Consider the following 15,865-nt stretch of genomic DNA (forward strand, 5'->3'; position numbering starts at 1 on the left):
GTCCCGCCTGCCACCATGCTCGCCCGCCTCAACACCTACCTCCGCTACCTCCGCCGCAAGTTCAGTCGCGCCGACTGGTTTGCACGTCGCACCGGTCTCAAGTCCACCACCGGCAGCGATCAACCCGGTCTGTTGCTCATCCAGATCGACGGTCTCTCCCGCCACGAACTCGAACGCGGCCTCGCCCAGAAAAAACTCCCCGGCCTGGCCCGTTTGCTCAAACGCCGTGGCTACAAGCTGCACGACTTTTATCCAGGCCTCCCCTCCAGCACGCCCGCCGTGCAGGGTGAGTTGCACTACGGCCAACCCGCCGCCGTGCCGACCTTCAGCTTCCTCGACGACCGCGTCGATGCCATCGAGAAGATGATGCAACCCGGCCCGGCCAAACGCATCGAGGCCGACCTCGCCGCCCAGGCCGAGGGTCTGCTCAAAGGCGGCAGCTCTTGGTCCAACATCTACACCGGCGGCGCGAGCCAGGAAGAGAGCCACTTTTGTGGCGCCAGCATCGGACTCGGCGACCTCTGGCGCACCGGCAAGCTGCGCAACATTCTCCTCTTCGCCTTTCTTCACTTTGGCTCCTTTCTGCGCCTCGTCGCCCTGTTGCCGGTGGAGATCGTGCTCGCCGTCGTGGACGCGATCCGCGGCGTCATCGCCGGCCGCCAACCGCTCGCCCGCGAGCTCGTTTTTGTCTTCGCCCGCGTCCTCGTCTGCGTCGGCCTGCGCGAACTCATCACCCTCGGTGCCAAGGTCGATATCGCCCGCGGCCTGCCCATCATCCACGTCAATTTCCTCGGCTACGATGAGCAGTCCCATCGTCGCGGACCGTCCTCCGCTTTCGCGCACTGGACCCTCAAGGGCATCGACCGCGCCATCACCCAACTGCACCGCGCCGCCCGCCGCGCCGATCAACGCGACTACGAAGTCTGGATCTTTTCCGATCACGGCCAGACCCGCGCCACCCCCTTCCGCAAAAAGGTCGACGGCGGTCTCGATGCCCTCGTGCGCAAACACCTTCGCCGTCACGGCATCGAGCCCGACGCGGACGCCAACGCCTCCGTTCCCCGCGCCGACGCCAATCAGGGCCACACCAGTGCCGCCTTCCTCTTCCGCGGCCCTCGGGCCGAACGCCGCCTCGCTCGCGACACCGAACGATCCCGACTCTCGGTCTTCGAAAAGAAGGTCTTCGCCTTGGCCGCCATGGGACCGGTCGGCCACCTATACCTCGCGCAAACCCTGCCACCCGACCACCTGCGCCGCTTCGCCGCCGATCTCGTCGCCGATGGGCTGCCCGGCATTCTCGTGCCCCATGACGACGGCGAATCCGTCACCTGGCTCACGGCCCGGGGGGAATATCAGCTTCCGCGCGACGCCGATGTGCTGCCGCACGCCAAAGCCCTGCGTCCGGTCGTCGCCCGCGACCTTGCCGCGCTCGCCCACCATCGTTTCGGCGGCCAACTCGTCGCGCTCGGTTGGACACCCCACGGCGAGTCCTACACCTTTGCCGACGAAAACGGCTCCCATGCCGGCGCGTCGCTCGATGAAACCGGCGCCTTCCTCCTGCTGCCGCACCACGTGCGGCCGACGGTCAAAGATCGTCCCATGCGTCCGCGCGAATTGCGCGCCATGGCCCTCACGCACCTCGGTCGCCTCTCCCCCGACGACGGCGGATCCCGCCCACCGTTCGCGCGCCGGACGCACGACGCGGCCGAGCCTGCCGCGCCTGCCGAGCCAGTCGAGGAGAAACCCGCCCTGCGTATCGCCACCCTGAATACGCACTCCTGCATCGGCATGGACGGACGCTGTTCGCCCAACCGCATCGCCCGGCTGATCGAAACCCTCGATGCCGATGTGATTGCGCTGCAGGAACTCGACGTCGGCCAATCCCGCTCTCGCGGCGAGGACCAGTTGCGCGAACTGTCCATTCGCACCGGCCTGCAATCGGCCTGGTGTCGCTGCCTCGATCTGGGGGACGGCGCCGCCTATGGCCACGGGTTGCTGAGCCGCTATCCGATCCTTTCCGCCCACACCATTCGTCTGCCTCATCGAGGCAGCCTCGAGCAGCGGGCTGCGCTGCACTCCATCATCGATTTCCACGGCTCCCCGGTGCACGTGCTCAGCACCCATTTCGGCCTCACTCGCTGGGAACGCATCACCCAGGCGCATGCGCTGCTCGGCGACGAGGGACTCGGTCAGGTGCCCGCCACCGAACCCGTGGTGCTTTGTGGCGACCTCAATACCGCCGGCGGCTCCCCCTCCTACCGCGCCTTGGCTCGACGTCTACGCAACGTGCAGGCTCATTGCCCGCGCCACGTCGGTCGGCCGACCTTCCCGTCCGTGCTGCCGGTGCGCCAACTGGACCACATCTTTGTCTCACGCCATTTCGCCATCGCCAGCGTCTCCATCCCCCGCAACGAGCTCGCCGCCACCGCCACCGATCACCTGCCGCTCGTGGCCGAGCTGAAACTCAAAACGCCGCCACCTTCGTCGCCGGATTCGCCAACCGTCGCGGCATTCGCGACCGCCGCCGTTTGAAACCGTCCCTCCGTGCTCCTCTCGCCCCGCGGGTAATGCAAACGTCGGCCATCTAGCCAACTTCCCCCCATTTGGTTGGACCCGATCGTGTCTCGCTCTTTCCGTCTACCGCGCATGACAGCGTTACAGAAGCTCACCACCAATCTCGCGACATGGCACCGGGGCTTTCTCTACGCCGCCAGCGGGCTGCTCATCGTCGCCCTCACCGTCGGCCTCTACACCGGCTATTCCACCAAAATCCGCATGGCGGCGGTCGCGCATACCCACGACGTCATTTCGCACATCCATGAAACCGTCGCGTTGCTGCGCAACGCTGAGAGTGAACAACGCGGTTTCCTCATCACGGGCAGCACGGGCTACGAAGATGCGGCCGAAGAATACGCCAGCGAACTGACCGAAACGCTCGACGAATTGGAGGCGCTCATCGTCGACAATGAAAGCCAGCGCGAACGCGCCGCCGAACTGCGCGAAAACATCTACGCCCGCCTGACCGAGCTGCGTAATACCGCCATGGTAAACCGCAACGCCACCTTGGCACGGCTGCGCCAGGAAATCGGCGACGAATCCGAACTGCGCCTCATGGCCGAAGTCCGCCGCTTGCACGGGGAAATGATTGCCGAGGAAGAAACCCTGCTCGAACAGCGCGAGGCCGCCATGGACAGTGAAGTCCGCTTTGCCGCCTGGACCATCGCCATCTCCGGCGGTCTCGCCCTCCTGCTTGGGCTCCAGGCTTTCTTCATCATGGGCCGCGCTCTCACCTCCCTCAACCGCGAGGCCCACCTGCTGCGCGCCAAGGAAAAGGCCGAGAACGCCGACCGCGAAAAGAGCGAGTTCCTCGCCAACATGAGCCACGAGATCCGCACCCCGATGAACTCCGTGCTCGGCTTCGCCGAACTGCTCTCCGGCATCGCCTCCACCCCCAAGCAGCGCCAATACATTGACGCCATCAATTCCAGCGGGCGCGCCATGCTGTCGCTCATCAACGACATCCTCGACCTGTCCAAAATCGAGGCCGGCAAACTCGAGCTGCACTACCAGCCTGTATCCATTATCCGATTACTGCGCGAAATTCGCGAGGTCTTCGCCCCCCAGGCCGAGGCCCGCGGCCTGGAGCTCAAAATCGAAGCCGATCCCTCGCTCCCGCCCGCCCTCATTTTTGACCAGACGCGCCTGCGCCAGATCCTGTTCAACGTGGTGGGCAACGCCCTCAAGTTCACCCCCCAGGGTTCCATAACCCTCTCTGCCGGCACCCGCCTGAGCGGCACCGACGAGACCCGTGTCACCCTGCTCATCACCGTGACCGATACCGGCATCGGCATCGCCCCGGAACATCAGACCCGCGTTTTTGAACCCTTCCGCCAGGTGGAGGACGGCCCCGCCAAAGGCCACGGCGGCACCGGCCTGGGCCTCAGCATCACCAAACGCCTCACCGACCTGCTCAACGGCCAGGTGGAACTGGAAAGTGTGCCCGGCGAAGGCACCACTTTCCGCTTCGGCTTCCCCCACGTGGAAATCTCCTCCGCCACCGTCGACCCCAACCCGACGGAAGACGCGCAGACTAATTTTAACCACCTGCGCCCCAGCGTCATTCTGGTGGCCGACGATGTGCCGCTCAACCTCGAGCTGATCGAGGGCATCTTCGAAGACACCCACCACCGTCTGGTCTTTGCCCGCAACGGCCACGAAGTCCTCGCCCAGGCGCAAAAGCACCATCCCGACCTCATCCTCCTCGACATTCGTATGCCCGATATGGATGGCCGCGAAGCTTTCGAAAAACTCCGCGGCATGCCCGATTTCGCCGCCGTCCCGATCGTCAGCGTCACGGCTTCCTCCATGATGGCCGAGGAGCTCAAACTGCGGGAACAGTTCAACGGTTACATCCGCAAACCCTTCTCCCGCGCCACCCTGTTTCGCGAGGTTGCCCGTTTGCTGCCGCGCCACGAGCAGTCCGCCATCGACGAAGCGGCCGACGACGATGCCAGCGATGCCCCGCCCGCCCCGCCGCCGGAGATCGGCCCGGAATGGCCGGCTTTGCTCACCGAACTGCGCCGTCTTGAAGCCGAGGAATGGCCGGCGCTGAGCCAGACAGCGACCACTCGCGAGACCGCCGCCTTTGCGCAGGACCTGATCGAGCGTGGCGAAGCCGCCAAGTGTGCGACCGTGGTCGACTACGGCAAAAAACTCTCCGAACAGGTTGAACGCTTCCAGATCTCTGCGGTCGAAAACACCCTGCGTAGTTTTCCACAGCTCGTCAGTGGCGTCGCCAGTTTGATGGGCGAGTCCCACTGAGTTTCCGCTCCTCTCCTTTCCCCGCATATCCATTCGTATTCAGAATACCATGACTCGTGCTCCCTTCCTCAACGCCAGTGGCCGTGATGGCATCGTGTTGGTGGTCGACGACGTCGAACGCAACCTGCAGATCGTCGGCGAACTGCTCACCCAACAACGCTACGAGGTCATGTTCGCCACCTCCGGCGAAGCCGCCCTCGAACGCGTGCAGGCCCGCAAACCCGATCTCATCCTGCTGGATGTGATGATGCCCGGCATCGACGGCATCGAGGTGTGCCGGCGCCTGCAGGCCGACCCGGCCACCCAGGATATCCCCATCATTTTTGTCACCGCCGCCCACGACTCCGAGCTGGCCGTGAAGGGTCTCAACGAAGGTGGCGTCGACTACGTCACCAAACCCTTTCACGCCCCCGAGCTGCTCGCGCGCGTCGCCACCCACGTCGACCTCAAACAGGCCCGCGACCTCCGTCGCCAAATCATCGCGGAAAAGAACGACCTCATGGCCGCGGTCGCGCACGACTTGAAGAACCCCCTGTCCTCCGTGCGCATTGCTGGCCGCACCCTGCTGAAGGGTCTCGAGGGCGATCCGCGCAAGGAGTTGGCCGACATCATCGTGGAGTCCTGTGAGGAGTTACTCTCCCTCATCGAGGAGCGCCTCTCCCGCAACGCCCGCGAAGCGGCGATCTCGAAACTGAACCTCAGCCCTCTCGACCTGCGCGACACGATCAACACGGTGGTGAAGCAGAACCGCCCGAGTGCCCACGCCAAGGACATCGACCTCGACATGAACTGGCCCGGCGAAACGGAGGTCCGCGTCATGGCCGACTTCCATGCCCTGGCTCAGGTCCTCGACAACCTCGTTTCCAACGCGATCAAGTTTTCCCCCCCGGGTAAAAAGGTGCGCGTGGAACTCGGCGGCGCCACGCACCCCGGCATGGTGCGCGTCAAAGTGATCGACCAGGGCCCCGGCTGTTCGCAGGAGGACCGGGAGAATCTCTTCAAACCTTACCAGCGCCTCAGCGCCGTGCCCACGGCCGGCGAATCCAGCACCGGTCTCGGCCTCAGCATCGCCAAGGACATGGTCACCAAAATGGCCGGCCGCATCGACTGTGAAGACACCCCCAACGGCGGCGCCACCTTCTGGTTCGACCTCCCCCAAGCCTAAGGGGTCAATCTTATATTCTTGAATCGCGTCCCCTCGCACGCGATCCCGCCTCGTCGGCTCAGTCCTTCACCTTGGCATCGAGGCGTTGGTAGGTCGCCAGCGCCTCTTCGCGATCGCCCCGCAGCGCCTCCACCACGTAGCGACTTACGCCACTCTCGTGGCCCATGCCCAGCCGTCGCGCCAGCCATCCGTTGGGCGCCATCTTGCGTTGCTTGAGCAGGGCCGCGATGCCAACTTTCCAATCGGCGGCCTTGGGTGTGGTCGCGATCTGCGTCTCCTTCTTTCGCAACACGCGCATGCACTTCACCAGCGTGGCTTCCCACACCTCGGCCCGCGCTTCCTTGGCCTCCTGATAGCTGAGCTCGGCGATCGCTCGCCGGGACTCCGCCTGCCCCGCCACCTGCTGCCGAAACTCCGCCCCGCCGATTACCCAGCCTTTGCTCATCTTCTCAAAGAGCATGTCTTTGCGCGCCGGTTCGTCGGTCTGCAACCAACGCAGGTAGTCGAGATAGGAGCGACGGTCCGCCGGCCGATCCCGCAGGTTACCCGCCCCGCGCAACGCGACATCCACACGCAGCGCGGCAGGTCGATTGCGCGGCTGATCGAGATACCACAGACTGGACCACCGGTATTCCGCCAGCCGTGCCGCAGTGCACAATCCCGCCCGGAGCGGATTCAGATGAATGTAGTGACACAGCCAACTCAGGTGGTCCTCGTCTTCCACCGCCAAGCTCTTGAAGCGCCCCTGAAACAGGTGACCCGACTCTTTCCGAAAGCGGTTGAACCGAGCCGCAAACACACTCTGCAGCCACCGCATGCCTTCGCTCAGATTTCCATCCGGCGTTTCCAGCGCCAGGTGGTAGTGGTTGCTCATGATGCAGTAGGCGTGCAACACCCAGCCGGCTCGTTCGCAGGCCTCGAAGAGCGTGCGCTCGAAGGCTTCCTTGGCGCCTTCGGTCTCGAAGATCCATTCCTTGTAGTTGCCGCGGTTGAGGACGTGGTAAAGGCCGCCGGCCTGATCGATACGCAAGGGTCTGGGCATGGCGATGAGTGAGGCGAAAGCACGATCTGACCGCAAGGATATAGGATTGACCCCTTTGGCTTGGGGACGCTGCAGATCGCAAGATCGGGCGGTTTGGCTCCATTGCAGTGTGCATCATTGGCCTGGAGGAGAAAATTCTCATAATTCCGCTTGGCACTGATTTTAAGCATCTTACGAGACACACCGGAGGGGTTGGCATGGGCTAAGTTACTGGAGGTGGCATCACTTCAGTCACCAACCATCAAACGGAGTAAATTAACATGCTATCCTGGTCTCTTACCTTCCTCGTCATCGCCCTCATCGCCGGCTTGCTCGGCTTCACGGGTGTCGCCGGCGCCGCCGCCGGCATCGCGAAGATCCTCTTCTTCGTCTTCCTCGTCCTCCTCATCGTTTCCGCCATCGCCGGTGCGGTGCGAGGCAAGCCGCCGGTCTCGTAAACCCGATCACCGCTCTCTTCCCGGGGCTGGCTGACCAGCCCCACTCCCATTTCCCACCTTTTCCGTAAACTCATCCCCCTACATCACCATGAATAAAGCCAAACGCATCACCACTCTGCTCACCCTGAGTTCCGCCGCCCTGCTCTTCACCGCCTGCTCCGAAAAGCAGGAAGCCAACATGGAAGACGCCGTCGCAGACGCCAAGGCCGCCACCTCAGAAGCGTGGGAAGACACCAAGGACGTCTCCGCCGAAGCTTGGTCCGAAACCAAGGAAGCGTGGAATGACCTCGCCGACGCCACCTTCGACGAACGCAACGCCTTCGAGGAAGGCATGCACAACATGGCCGAGTCCATCGACGAGAAGACCGATGCTCTCGCCGCCAAGTCCGAGGACATCTCCGACGAGATGGCCGACGAATGGGACGACGGTATGGATAACCTCCGCGAGGCCCGTTCCGAACTCGCCGATTCGCTCGACGACTTGGGCGACGCCACCGCCGACACCTGGGACGAAGCCAAGGACCGCGTGGCTTCCGCGTGGGAGAACGTGTCCGAGGCCTATGAGGACCTCGTCGACGACCTCCAGAGCTAATCGATTTACGCCCGCTCCACCACGATCACAGAGCCCGTCCCCTAGCCGGTCGGGCTCTGTGCTCCTTTTTCCCGCAGCCGGGCGACTCCATCGAGTCGACCCGGCTCCGTTTTGCCCGCTTTCGCCCCCGCACCGCCCCGATCTTAAACACCACCGCACGGTGGGCTAACCGGCAGACCAATCCGTGCATTAGCCCGCAATCGACTCACTCAACCCACTTTTCGCTCACATGACTTCCTGGCTCCCTTGGCGCTTCCTGATCAGCCGCATTGCCCGCCGTCGCGGCTTCCTCGACCCGGTCACGGTGCTGGCCCGCCTGCGCCAGTTCTCCCAACCATCGGAGGTCCAGGAACCCATTGAGCTGATCCGCGCCGGCGTTGCCTTTCACGCCCGCGGCCTCGTCAACACCAAGGTCCTCCAAAACAACCTCGACTGGGTTTGGCCCTACTGGGCCAGCCGGCAGTTCGACCCCACCGACCCCGCTTTTCTGCCCCGGGCTTTTTCCTTCACCCACGTCAATCTGACTCACCGCAACTGGACCGCGCTCGGGCTCCCGGGCATGGACGCCTACCCGATCGTCGATCCCCGCGGCCTCGTCACCCCCTTGCTCGATGGCTGGTCCATTGACTGGTGGTTCCTCCCCCGCGCCCACGATGAAGACGTCCCCGCGCTCTTCCCCTCACGCTGTCGCGAAGCCGACCAACAGTTGCACCTTGAGCCGGAACTCGAGGTGCGCACCACCACCGCCGACGCCACCGGCACCCAACTCGTGACCCGCGCCCGCGTGCGCCCGTCCGCGCTCAATTCCCGCGTGCCCGAGCTCGTGCTCGACGCCGCCCTCACCGCCGCGCACGACGGTTACCTCGCTTGCGCCATTCGCCCGGCCAATCCGGAGGGCGTGAGCTTTATCGACGAACTTAAACTGGTTGAAGACACGCTGCACGTGAACGGCACCGAAGCCCTCCAATGGTCGCAACCGCCCCGTTGGGTCACCTCCAACTACGAACGCGGCGACATCGCCGGCATCGCCCATCACGAGGGCATCCCCGAGCGCACGCCCCCGACCGTCTCCTGCCCTGCCGGCCTCGCCACCGGGGCCGCCCTCTTCCCGGTGCAAGCCGGCACACCGATTTCCATCGAGGCGCGCATGCCGCTGCCGGAGACCGAACTCAAACGCCAGCCCACCACGCCCGAGCTGACCTGGAGCGAAGCCCTCGCCGCCGCCCCCCGTATCAAATCTCCCGATACGCACTGGAACTTTCTGCACGACGCCGCGCTGCACACCCTGCACCTGCTGTCGCCGCACGACATCTACCCGGGTCCCTACACCTATCGCCGATTCTGGTTCCGCGATGCCTGCCTCATCCTCAACGCCCTGCTCGCGGCCAACGAAATCGACCGCGCCCGTGCCTTGCTCGAAACCTTCCCCGAGCGCCAAAAGAGCGACGGCTACTTTCACTCCCAGGAAGGTGAATGGGACGCCAACGGTCAGGTGCTCTGGATTGCCGACCGCGTCGAACAAGCCGGCGGCCACCTGCTCCCGCAAAAACTCTGGCGCGACCTCGCCCGCGGCGCCGACTGGTTCCGCCTCAAGCGACTCCATGCCGACGGCAAACCCCACGACGGCCTGCTGCCGCCGGGCTTCAGTGCCGAGCACCTCGGCCCCAACGATTATTATTACTGGGACGACCTTTGGGCCCTTGCCGGCCTCCGCGCCGCTGCCCAGATGGCGACCCGCCGCGGCGAGACTCAAGCTGCCCAGACCTGGACCAACGAAGCTGACAATCTCGCTCACGCGCTCCAACGCAGCTTTGCCAAAATCCCCGCCGATGTTACCCGCCACGGTGTGCCCGCCTCCCCCTATCGCCGCATGGATTCCGGCGCCATCGGCACCATGGTGGGCGATTACCCGCTGCAGCTCGACGAGCTCGGGCCGGAACACTTTACCCGCACGGCCGATTGGCTCAGCGAGCATTGCCTTCACCGCGACGGCTTTTTTCAGGACATGATCCACTCCGGCGTGAACGCCTACCTCACGCTCGACCTTGCCCAGACCCTACTCCGGCACGATGACCCGCGTTACCTGCGCTTGGTGCAGGCCGTGGCCGACGCCGCCTCGCCCACCGGCCAATGGCCGGAAGCGATTCACCCGCACACCGGCGGGGGCTGCATGGGCGATGGACAACACGCCTGGGCCGCCGCGGAGTGGATGCTCATGATGCGCGCACTCTTCGTGCGCGAGGAACGCGACCACCTCGTCATCGGCGCCGGCCTGCCGGCAGCTTGGTTCGACCAACGCGAAACCAACGAACTGCACTACGGTCCGACCGCCACCAAATGGGGACCGGTCACGGTGAGTCTGCAGCGCAGCGAATCGGGCAGCACCTGGCGCGTGAAGGTGACCGGCGATTGGCACGGTGAAGCGCCGCGCATGGAGGTCACGATCCCCTGCTTCCAAACCTTCGCGCTCGCCAAGGAACAAAACCCCGTCGCGCTGGAGCGCGCCTGAACAAGTCTGGGCGCATTGCGCAACGCGCACGAGCTGACGCACGCCACCGCTCGGCAGCTGAAGCCGCCACTACAACCGAGAGGCGACCTCTCCCGCAAGTTGTAGCCACCGGCGTGTCGCCCGTGCCGCGCCTGCCCCCCTGCCTCACCGCGCCGTTTTCAGCGCATCACCGAGCGGAAGGCGCTGAAACCGACGCGCCACCAGCGCGGCAGGAACGGCCCCACCCAGTGGTCGATCTGATGCACCCAATGCAACAGGTTGGAGGAGCGGGTGCGACGCCGCGCCCGCATGCGCTTCACCTTCCAATGCATGCGATCGCAGGTGCATTCTAGCACGAGCCAACGCTTCTTTTCGGCTAAAGTCATCGGGGCGGATTCAGGGAGCGCTTTCATCGAGGTAGTCTTTCGTTTGGTAAAGTGAATGGCGTAGCGGGACGACGTCCGGCAGCGCTAGAGATCGGCGCTTTCCATCGAGGCCTGAGTCGCATCGGATGCAGGGGACGGCCCCGCGCTCCGCGAGCCACGAAACTGGCTCATCTCATCCTTCAACGCGTCCAGATCCTGCAGGATCTGCCGCCGCGTTTCGGCAAACGGTTCCCAATTCGCCAGAGTATTCCACACACGCCAGCCGAGTCCGATTGCGAAAAGGATGACCACCCCACCGGCAATGGCCGGCGCGATCACGCGCCATTCGGTGTCCCAAGTCGACGCCACCAGAACCAGGAGCAAGGCCCCCATCGCGGTTTGCACCATAGCGCCAAACAGCAGCGCCGCAAACACCGCCGTGCGGGCTTCTTGCCGGGCTTCGGTCGCTTCCACCGCCGCCAAATCCCAACGGTTGCGCAACGCCCGGCCCATCGTGCGTTCGTTTTCTTCCGGGATCGAGGTGTGGTTGGTTTCCATGACGTTTGTTGGCTGGGGTTTCCCTCACCCGCCTGACGCACGCGAAACCGCACCCGTGCGGGGTGCGGCTCGCGCAACATCAACTACTACTAACTAGTTCGTGAAGCTGGACGAAGTTCACGATCGTGAGCGCCGCGCTCAGGCGGCTTTGCGGGAAGAGCTGGCGAGCACACCGATCAGCGCGCCGATGCCGGCTGCGATACCGACGGCATGATAAGGATGGGTGCGCACGTAGTCGTCGCACTGCGTGAGCTGTTCCTGCGCGCTTTCCTTGGCCTTGAGCGTGGCCTCACGCGCCTTCTGGGTGACCTTCTCGGCGCGGTCGCGGCCGACGGAAATCAATTCGTTGAGACGGTCGGTGAGGTGGCTGGCCTTTTCGTCGGCCTCGCCGCCCTTTTCGGCGAGCAGCACTTCGGCTTCACGCATGAGGGAACGCAGTTCGTTGGTGGCGGATTCGATATCAGGTTTCTTAGCTTTCATGGTATTTGTGGTTTGGATACTTGGGTTGAGCTTAACCCCTGTCCCGTAGCGGGGAACGCCCGGGGCAAGGGCGGTAAAGCGGTGTCTGAATGGTCAGGCGTTGGTGCGACCGCCGGATCGCAGGAGGCCGATGCCTCCGCCCACCGCGGCGATGGCGCCAAGCGTGGTGAGGGCGATGCTCTTGTTGGAGGGCGCGTCATTGACGACCTCCGAGACCGCGGAGCCGATTGAGTCGGAGGCCTCCAAGCCGAAGTAGACCAGGATCAGGCCGACAATGAGAATGAGGAGCGGGAAGAGTTTGTTCATGACGAGATTTGGTTAACGCCCTTCCTAGTGCTTCGCCCATGCCAGCCTATACCCCCAATCCCGTTTCCCACTCGCTTCCTGTGCTTTATGTAATTTACAACTAATTCCCCAAAAACAGATTCGGGTATTTTGCATGACCCTCCAGCCGTGCGATCGTGCATTACGCACGCACCATTTCCGCCAGCAGCTCAGTCCTCGTCGTCGACAAGGCGCCGACGCGTGAGCGCGAAATCAAAACTGCGTTGCAGGAGCATGGTCACCGCCAACAGCAGCGCTCCCCAACGCATCTCGGTCTTCATCAGGTGATCGCCCTCCAGTGCGAAAACTGCGAGGGCCAAGCCAAACACTTCCAACATGCTCCAACGCCGGAGCCCGGCCGCCCACACGTTGAGCTCGTCGTTGTCGTCACCTCCGCGCAACCGCCACCACGACGCAAAACTCAACATCCAGGCCGCCACCGGAGTGCCGACCAAAAACAGTCCGGCGAGCACCGCCGCCAGCCAGGCCCCTTCGGTCCACAATACCGGCACAAGACCAACGATGCTGTAATCCCGATCCACCAGTCGCCAGTCCGCCACCCCCAGAAACGGCAGGCTCAGCGTGGCGCCCAAGGCGAAGCCGGAGCACAACAGCCACGACCCGCGCGGCGGAATCGGCGGACGATCATTCTCGCCTCGGCTGGGTCGCAACGCGGCCGACAAAACCTCCCCCGCCGCCATGCTCAAAAGTATCGCCGTAATGAAGAGCGGAATACCCATGAGCGGCGTCGCCCCCACAAACACTTGGTCGGAAGTCAGCACCAGAATCAGGCACACCAAAAATACATCCAGCATCGACCACTTGGCCAGACGCTCCGCCCAGTGCAGCCACTCCCGCAGACGCGCATCCGGCTTACCCGCCAGCGTTACCGCCGCCAGCACGGCCAGTTTGGCAAAGGGAAACACGACCGAGAACGCGACCACCAGAATCGCGAGCACGTAGAGCCCGCTGCTCCAAAACATCTGCACCGAACGGAAAAGCGAATACGGCTCCGTCATCACGCCCCGGCGCAGGTCCATGAACGGCACGAAGAGCACCGCCAGGTTGCACAGAAACGACACCAGCAACACCACCGCGACGCTCCAACGCAGACCGCGGTCGAGTTCCTCCCCCTTAGCCATCGCCGCCCTCCTCATTCTTGCGCGGCGCCTGCATGGCCGACTTCGCCTCCTCCGGTTCCGCCGCCTCGTCATCATCGCGGTCGCCATCGCCCTCCTTCGACGCCTGCGGGTCCACCGCCTGCCGCGAGCGGCGGGTCAGCTCGATCTGCAACGGCGCATCGGAGTCGAAATGCAGGTCACGCTGCGGGAAGGCGATCACGATGCCTTCCGCGGCAAACGCCTCGGCGATCGTGTGGCGCACTTCGTTGAGCGCCTTCAGTCGGTCGTCCAAGCGCGTGTGCAGGATCGCCAGAAAGTTGAGCGAGTTGTCGCCGAACGCATCAAACAGCACGATCGGCTCCGGGTCATCCAGCACCACATCGAGGTCGTCCAATACCTTGTGCAGGAGCTTCTCCACCTTGCGTGTGTCGGTCCCGTAGGCCACGCCCACCGCCACCTTCTGGCGCACCACATCATCGGACAGCGTCCAATTGGTGACCGACTGTTCAATCAATCGTGAGTTCGGCACCACGATGTGCGTGTTGTCGAAAGAGCGCACCACCGTGCTGCGCATGCCGATGCGCTCCACCCAATACTGCTCGTCGTCGAACTCGATCAACGCTCCCTCCGTGATCGGGCGTTCGACCAGCAGGATGATACCGCTGATGAAGTTATTGAGCAGGTTCTGGGAGCCAAAACCCAGCCCCACCGCCAGCGCACCGCTCACCACCGAAAACTGGGTGAGCGAAAGGTGAAAGAGGCTGAAAATGCTCAGCACGATGAAACACAGGAAACCGTAGTAGAGCAGCGTGCGCCACGCCGCCGCGCGCCCCCGACTCCACTTAAAACGACTCACCGCCACGTCACTGGCCAACGAACTGATCCGTCGCGCCGTCAGCGCGCCCAGCATGACGAGCAGGCCGACCGCCAGCAGGGTGCGCACGCGGAACGGCTGATCATCGACTGTGAACAGCTCCCACATCCAGATTGTGGATACAGTGCGTTTGATCGACGGCCAGGCATCCTCCCAGGTCGGCCACACCGTCACGCCCAGACGACCCAATTCCTCCTGCAGACGCTCGCGCACCGCGATGAGGTCCTGCAGCTCGGAGTGCTCGATCTCGCCTACTTCGACCCAAGCTTTCGCGGCCGCCAAGCTACGTTGACGCGCCTCACTCTCCGCCCCAGCTCCCCGCTCCACCACGCGGCGGGTGCGGATGAGTTCAAACAAATGCTGACGACGCGCGTTGCGCAGCCTCTCCAGCTCAGCGTCGTTTCGCTCCGCCAGCTGTTCCGCAGTGTCCTCGTCCATCTCGCCAAAAAGAACGTCGAGTCGCTGCGCTTCGACCGCCGCCATGGTTTCCAGTCGCGCCAACTGCCGACCGAGCAAAGCCAGGCGACCACTCTCCAAACGACGCGTTTGCCGCCACGCCTCCAACTCGCCATTCTCCTCCACCGCGGCATCACCGCTGTCCACCTCCGACTCCAGACGCGCCAAGGTGCTCGACGCTCGAGCAGCCGTCTCACGCGCATCCGTGTGGGCCTCGCGCAAGCGCTCTTCGCGCGCGGCCCGGTCGCGTTGACGCGCCGCCTGCCCGGCACTGTCTCGCACCAGGTGCGATACAACCCACTCGATTCGCGGTTGAACCAATTCGAGCCGCGGACCAATCAAATCCTCCTGCAACTGCAGCGTCGCCAATTCAAAATCGCGCAAGCGCAAGGTCTGCTCCGCGACCGTGCTTTGCAGACGAGCGAGATGCTGCCCGGCCAGATGCTCGCCCGGATTGTCCTCCGCCTCCTCCTCTTTAAGGCGGCGTTGTTTTTCCGCTTCATCAAACGCATCCTGCGCCGCCTCCCGGCCATCTTCGGCGTTTTCGAAATCACGTTCCAACCAGCGCCGCGTGCGCTCCAACTCGTCGCGTTGGTCATAGAGGGACTCGAGGGCTGCAAAGGTCGGACGCACCGCGATGCCGTCGCCCAATTCCCCCTCGTCTTCCCGCTGTCGCTGGAGCTCCGCTTGCTCCGCCTGCAGGTCTTCCCGCTCGCCCACTGCGCGCAATTGATCCCCGTAGATCCGCTCCAGCTCCTCCAGCAGGCGAATTTCCTCCGCCAGCGTCTTCGCCTCCCCACTGCCCGCCTCGATGTCAGCAGACTCGAGCGCATCTCGCCGCTCCTGCAGATTCGCCCGTGCCGCCGCCCGCTTCCGCTCAATGGTCTCCGCCTGCAGCGTGGGTTGCTCCTCTTCTCCGTCCGCATTTTTACCGTCGGCTTGGCCTGAGCCATCCGCGGACGATTCATCGGCCGCGGCGCTGGCCGCGGGCCCCATCACCTCTTCGACCAAGGCGTTGGACTGCGCCCACACGCCAACCACTCCCCACCCCAAGCAGAGGGGAAGCAGGGACCGGAAGATCAACCGAAGGCGTGAGCTGGAAGGCGGACAGGCCATCGCCGACACGGACCGTCAATCCGACG

At 64.1% G+C, this 15,865-nt stretch carries 13 protein-coding genes; 6 read left to right on the forward strand and 7 right to left on the reverse strand.

Going from position 1 to position 15,865, the window contains the following annotated elements:
• The first annotated feature begins 15 nt into the window (after window positions 1-15).
• From K1X11_RS11165 to K1X11_RS11175, 3 genes are all read left to right on the forward strand, one after another.
• On the forward strand, window positions 16-2,532 hold the full coding sequence (locus tag K1X11_RS11165) for an endonuclease/exonuclease/phosphatase family protein (protein ID WP_221032107.1): 2,517 nt from the start codon (window positions 16-18) through the stop codon (window positions 2,530-2,532).
• Between the two features lie 114 nt (window positions 2,533-2,646).
• Window positions 2,647-4,821: an ATP-binding protein gene (locus tag K1X11_RS11170; protein ID WP_221032106.1), complete on the forward strand. Its 2,175-nt coding sequence runs from the start codon at window positions 2,647-2,649 to the stop codon at window positions 4,819-4,821.
• A 49-nt stretch (window positions 4,822-4,870) separates the two neighbouring features.
• On the forward strand, window positions 4,871-5,986 hold the full coding sequence (locus K1X11_RS11175; RefSeq protein ID WP_221032105.1) for a hybrid sensor histidine kinase/response regulator: 1,116 nt from the start codon (window positions 4,871-4,873) through the stop codon (window positions 5,984-5,986).
• A gap of 58 nt (window positions 5,987-6,044) precedes the next feature.
• On the opposite strand, the gene K1X11_RS11180 is transcribed toward K1X11_RS11175, so the two are convergent.
• On the reverse strand, window positions 6,045-7,028 hold the full coding sequence (locus tag K1X11_RS11180) for a transposase (protein ID WP_221032104.1): 984 nt from the start codon (window positions 7,026-7,028) through the stop codon (window positions 6,045-6,047).
• Window positions 7,029-7,288: 260 nt separating this feature from the next.
• Here K1X11_RS11180 and K1X11_RS11185 point away from each other — a divergent pair, with 260 nt between their 5' ends.
• The 3 genes from K1X11_RS11185 (at window position 7,289) to K1X11_RS11195 (ending at window position 10,566) form a co-directional block, all read left to right on the forward strand.
• Entirely contained in the window at window positions 7,289-7,465 is a 177-nt protein-coding gene (locus tag K1X11_RS11185) for a DUF1328 domain-containing protein (RefSeq protein ID WP_221032103.1), read from the forward strand.
• An 88-nt stretch (window positions 7,466-7,553) separates the two neighbouring features.
• The gene (locus K1X11_RS11190; RefSeq protein ID WP_221032102.1) at window positions 7,554-8,057 is read left to right on the forward strand and encodes an apolipoprotein A1/A4/E family protein; all 504 of its coding nucleotides are present in this window, start codon (window positions 7,554-7,556) and stop codon (window positions 8,055-8,057) included.
• A gap of 229 nt (window positions 8,058-8,286) precedes the next feature.
• Window positions 8,287-10,566: a glucosidase family protein gene (locus K1X11_RS11195; RefSeq protein WP_221032101.1), complete on the forward strand. Its 2,280-nt coding sequence runs from the start codon at window positions 8,287-8,289 to the stop codon at window positions 10,564-10,566.
• A 158-nt stretch (window positions 10,567-10,724) separates the two neighbouring features.
• Here the strand turns inward: K1X11_RS11195 and K1X11_RS11200 are convergent, their stop codons facing one another.
• The 6 genes from K1X11_RS11200 to K1X11_RS11225 all read right to left on the reverse strand — a co-directional run bounded on the left by K1X11_RS11200 (window position 10,725) and on the right by K1X11_RS11225 (window position 15,806).
• The gene (locus K1X11_RS11200; RefSeq protein ID WP_221032100.1) at window positions 10,725-10,931 is read right to left on the reverse strand and encodes a hypothetical protein; all 207 of its coding nucleotides are present in this window, start codon (window positions 10,929-10,931) and stop codon (window positions 10,725-10,727) included.
• Between the two features lie 84 nt (window positions 10,932-11,015).
• Window positions 11,016-11,468 (reverse strand): phage holin family protein, encoded by a 453-nt coding sequence (locus tag K1X11_RS11205; RefSeq protein ID WP_221032099.1) that lies wholly within the window; start codon window positions 11,466-11,468, stop codon window positions 11,016-11,018.
• Window positions 11,469-11,606: 138 nt separating this feature from the next.
• Window positions 11,607-11,948: an ElaB/YgaM/YqjD family protein gene (locus K1X11_RS11210; RefSeq protein WP_221032098.1), complete on the reverse strand. Its 342-nt coding sequence runs from the start codon at window positions 11,946-11,948 to the stop codon at window positions 11,607-11,609.
• 93 nt (window positions 11,949-12,041) lie between these two features.
• Complete coding sequence (locus tag K1X11_RS11215) at window positions 12,042-12,254, reverse strand: DUF3185 family protein (protein WP_221032097.1); 213 nt, start codon at window positions 12,252-12,254, stop codon at window positions 12,042-12,044.
• Window positions 12,255-12,442: 188 nt separating this feature from the next.
• On the reverse strand, window positions 12,443-13,414 hold the full coding sequence (locus K1X11_RS11220; protein WP_221032096.1) for a paraquat-inducible protein A: 972 nt from the start codon (window positions 13,412-13,414) through the stop codon (window positions 12,443-12,445).
• Complete coding sequence (locus K1X11_RS11225; protein ID WP_324726163.1) at window positions 13,407-15,806, reverse strand: mechanosensitive ion channel domain-containing protein; 2,400 nt, start codon at window positions 15,804-15,806, stop codon at window positions 13,407-13,409. The genes K1X11_RS11220 and K1X11_RS11225 overlap by 8 nt, the downstream gene beginning before the upstream one ends.
• Between the last annotated feature and the right edge of the window lie 59 nt (window positions 15,807-15,865).

Source organism: Actomonas aquatica (assembly GCF_019679435.2).
In the GTDB taxonomy this organism is placed as follows: domain Bacteria; phylum Verrucomicrobiota; class Verrucomicrobiia; order Opitutales; family Opitutaceae; genus Actomonas; species Actomonas aquatica.

Bases quoted from the DNA above. Each gene is read 5' to 3' on its own strand.
- K1X11_RS11165 (WP_221032107.1), top strand. From the start codon at position 16: ATGCTCGCCCGCCTCAACACCTACCTCCGCTACCTCCGCCGCAAGTTC.
- K1X11_RS11170 (WP_221032106.1), top strand. From the start codon at position 2,647: ATGACAGCGTTACAGAAGCTCACCACCAATCTCGCGACATGGCACCGG.
- K1X11_RS11175 (WP_221032105.1), top strand. From the start codon at position 4,871: ATGACTCGTGCTCCCTTCCTCAACGCCAGTGGCCGTGATGGCATCGTG.
- K1X11_RS11180 (WP_221032104.1), bottom strand. From the start codon at position 7,028: ATGCCCAGACCCTTGCGTATCGATCAGGCCGGCGGCCTTTACCACGTC.
- K1X11_RS11185 (WP_221032103.1), top strand. From the start codon at position 7,289: ATGCTATCCTGGTCTCTTACCTTCCTCGTCATCGCCCTCATCGCCGGC.
- K1X11_RS11190 (WP_221032102.1), top strand. From the start codon at position 7,554: ATGAATAAAGCCAAACGCATCACCACTCTGCTCACCCTGAGTTCCGCC.
- K1X11_RS11195 (WP_221032101.1), top strand. From the start codon at position 8,287: ATGACTTCCTGGCTCCCTTGGCGCTTCCTGATCAGCCGCATTGCCCGC.
- K1X11_RS11200 (WP_221032100.1), bottom strand. From the start codon at position 10,931: ATGACTTTAGCCGAAAAGAAGCGTTGGCTCGTGCTAGAATGCACCTGC.
- K1X11_RS11205 (WP_221032099.1), bottom strand. From the start codon at position 11,468: ATGGAAACCAACCACACCTCGATCCCGGAAGAAAACGAACGCACGATG.
- K1X11_RS11210 (WP_221032098.1), bottom strand. From the start codon at position 11,948: ATGAAAGCTAAGAAACCTGATATCGAATCCGCCACCAACGAACTGCGT.
- K1X11_RS11215 (WP_221032097.1), bottom strand. From the start codon at position 12,254: ATGAACAAACTCTTCCCGCTCCTCATTCTCATTGTCGGCCTGATCCTG.
- K1X11_RS11220 (WP_221032096.1), bottom strand. From the start codon at position 13,414: ATGGCTAAGGGGGAGGAACTCGACCGCGGTCTGCGTTGGAGCGTCGCG.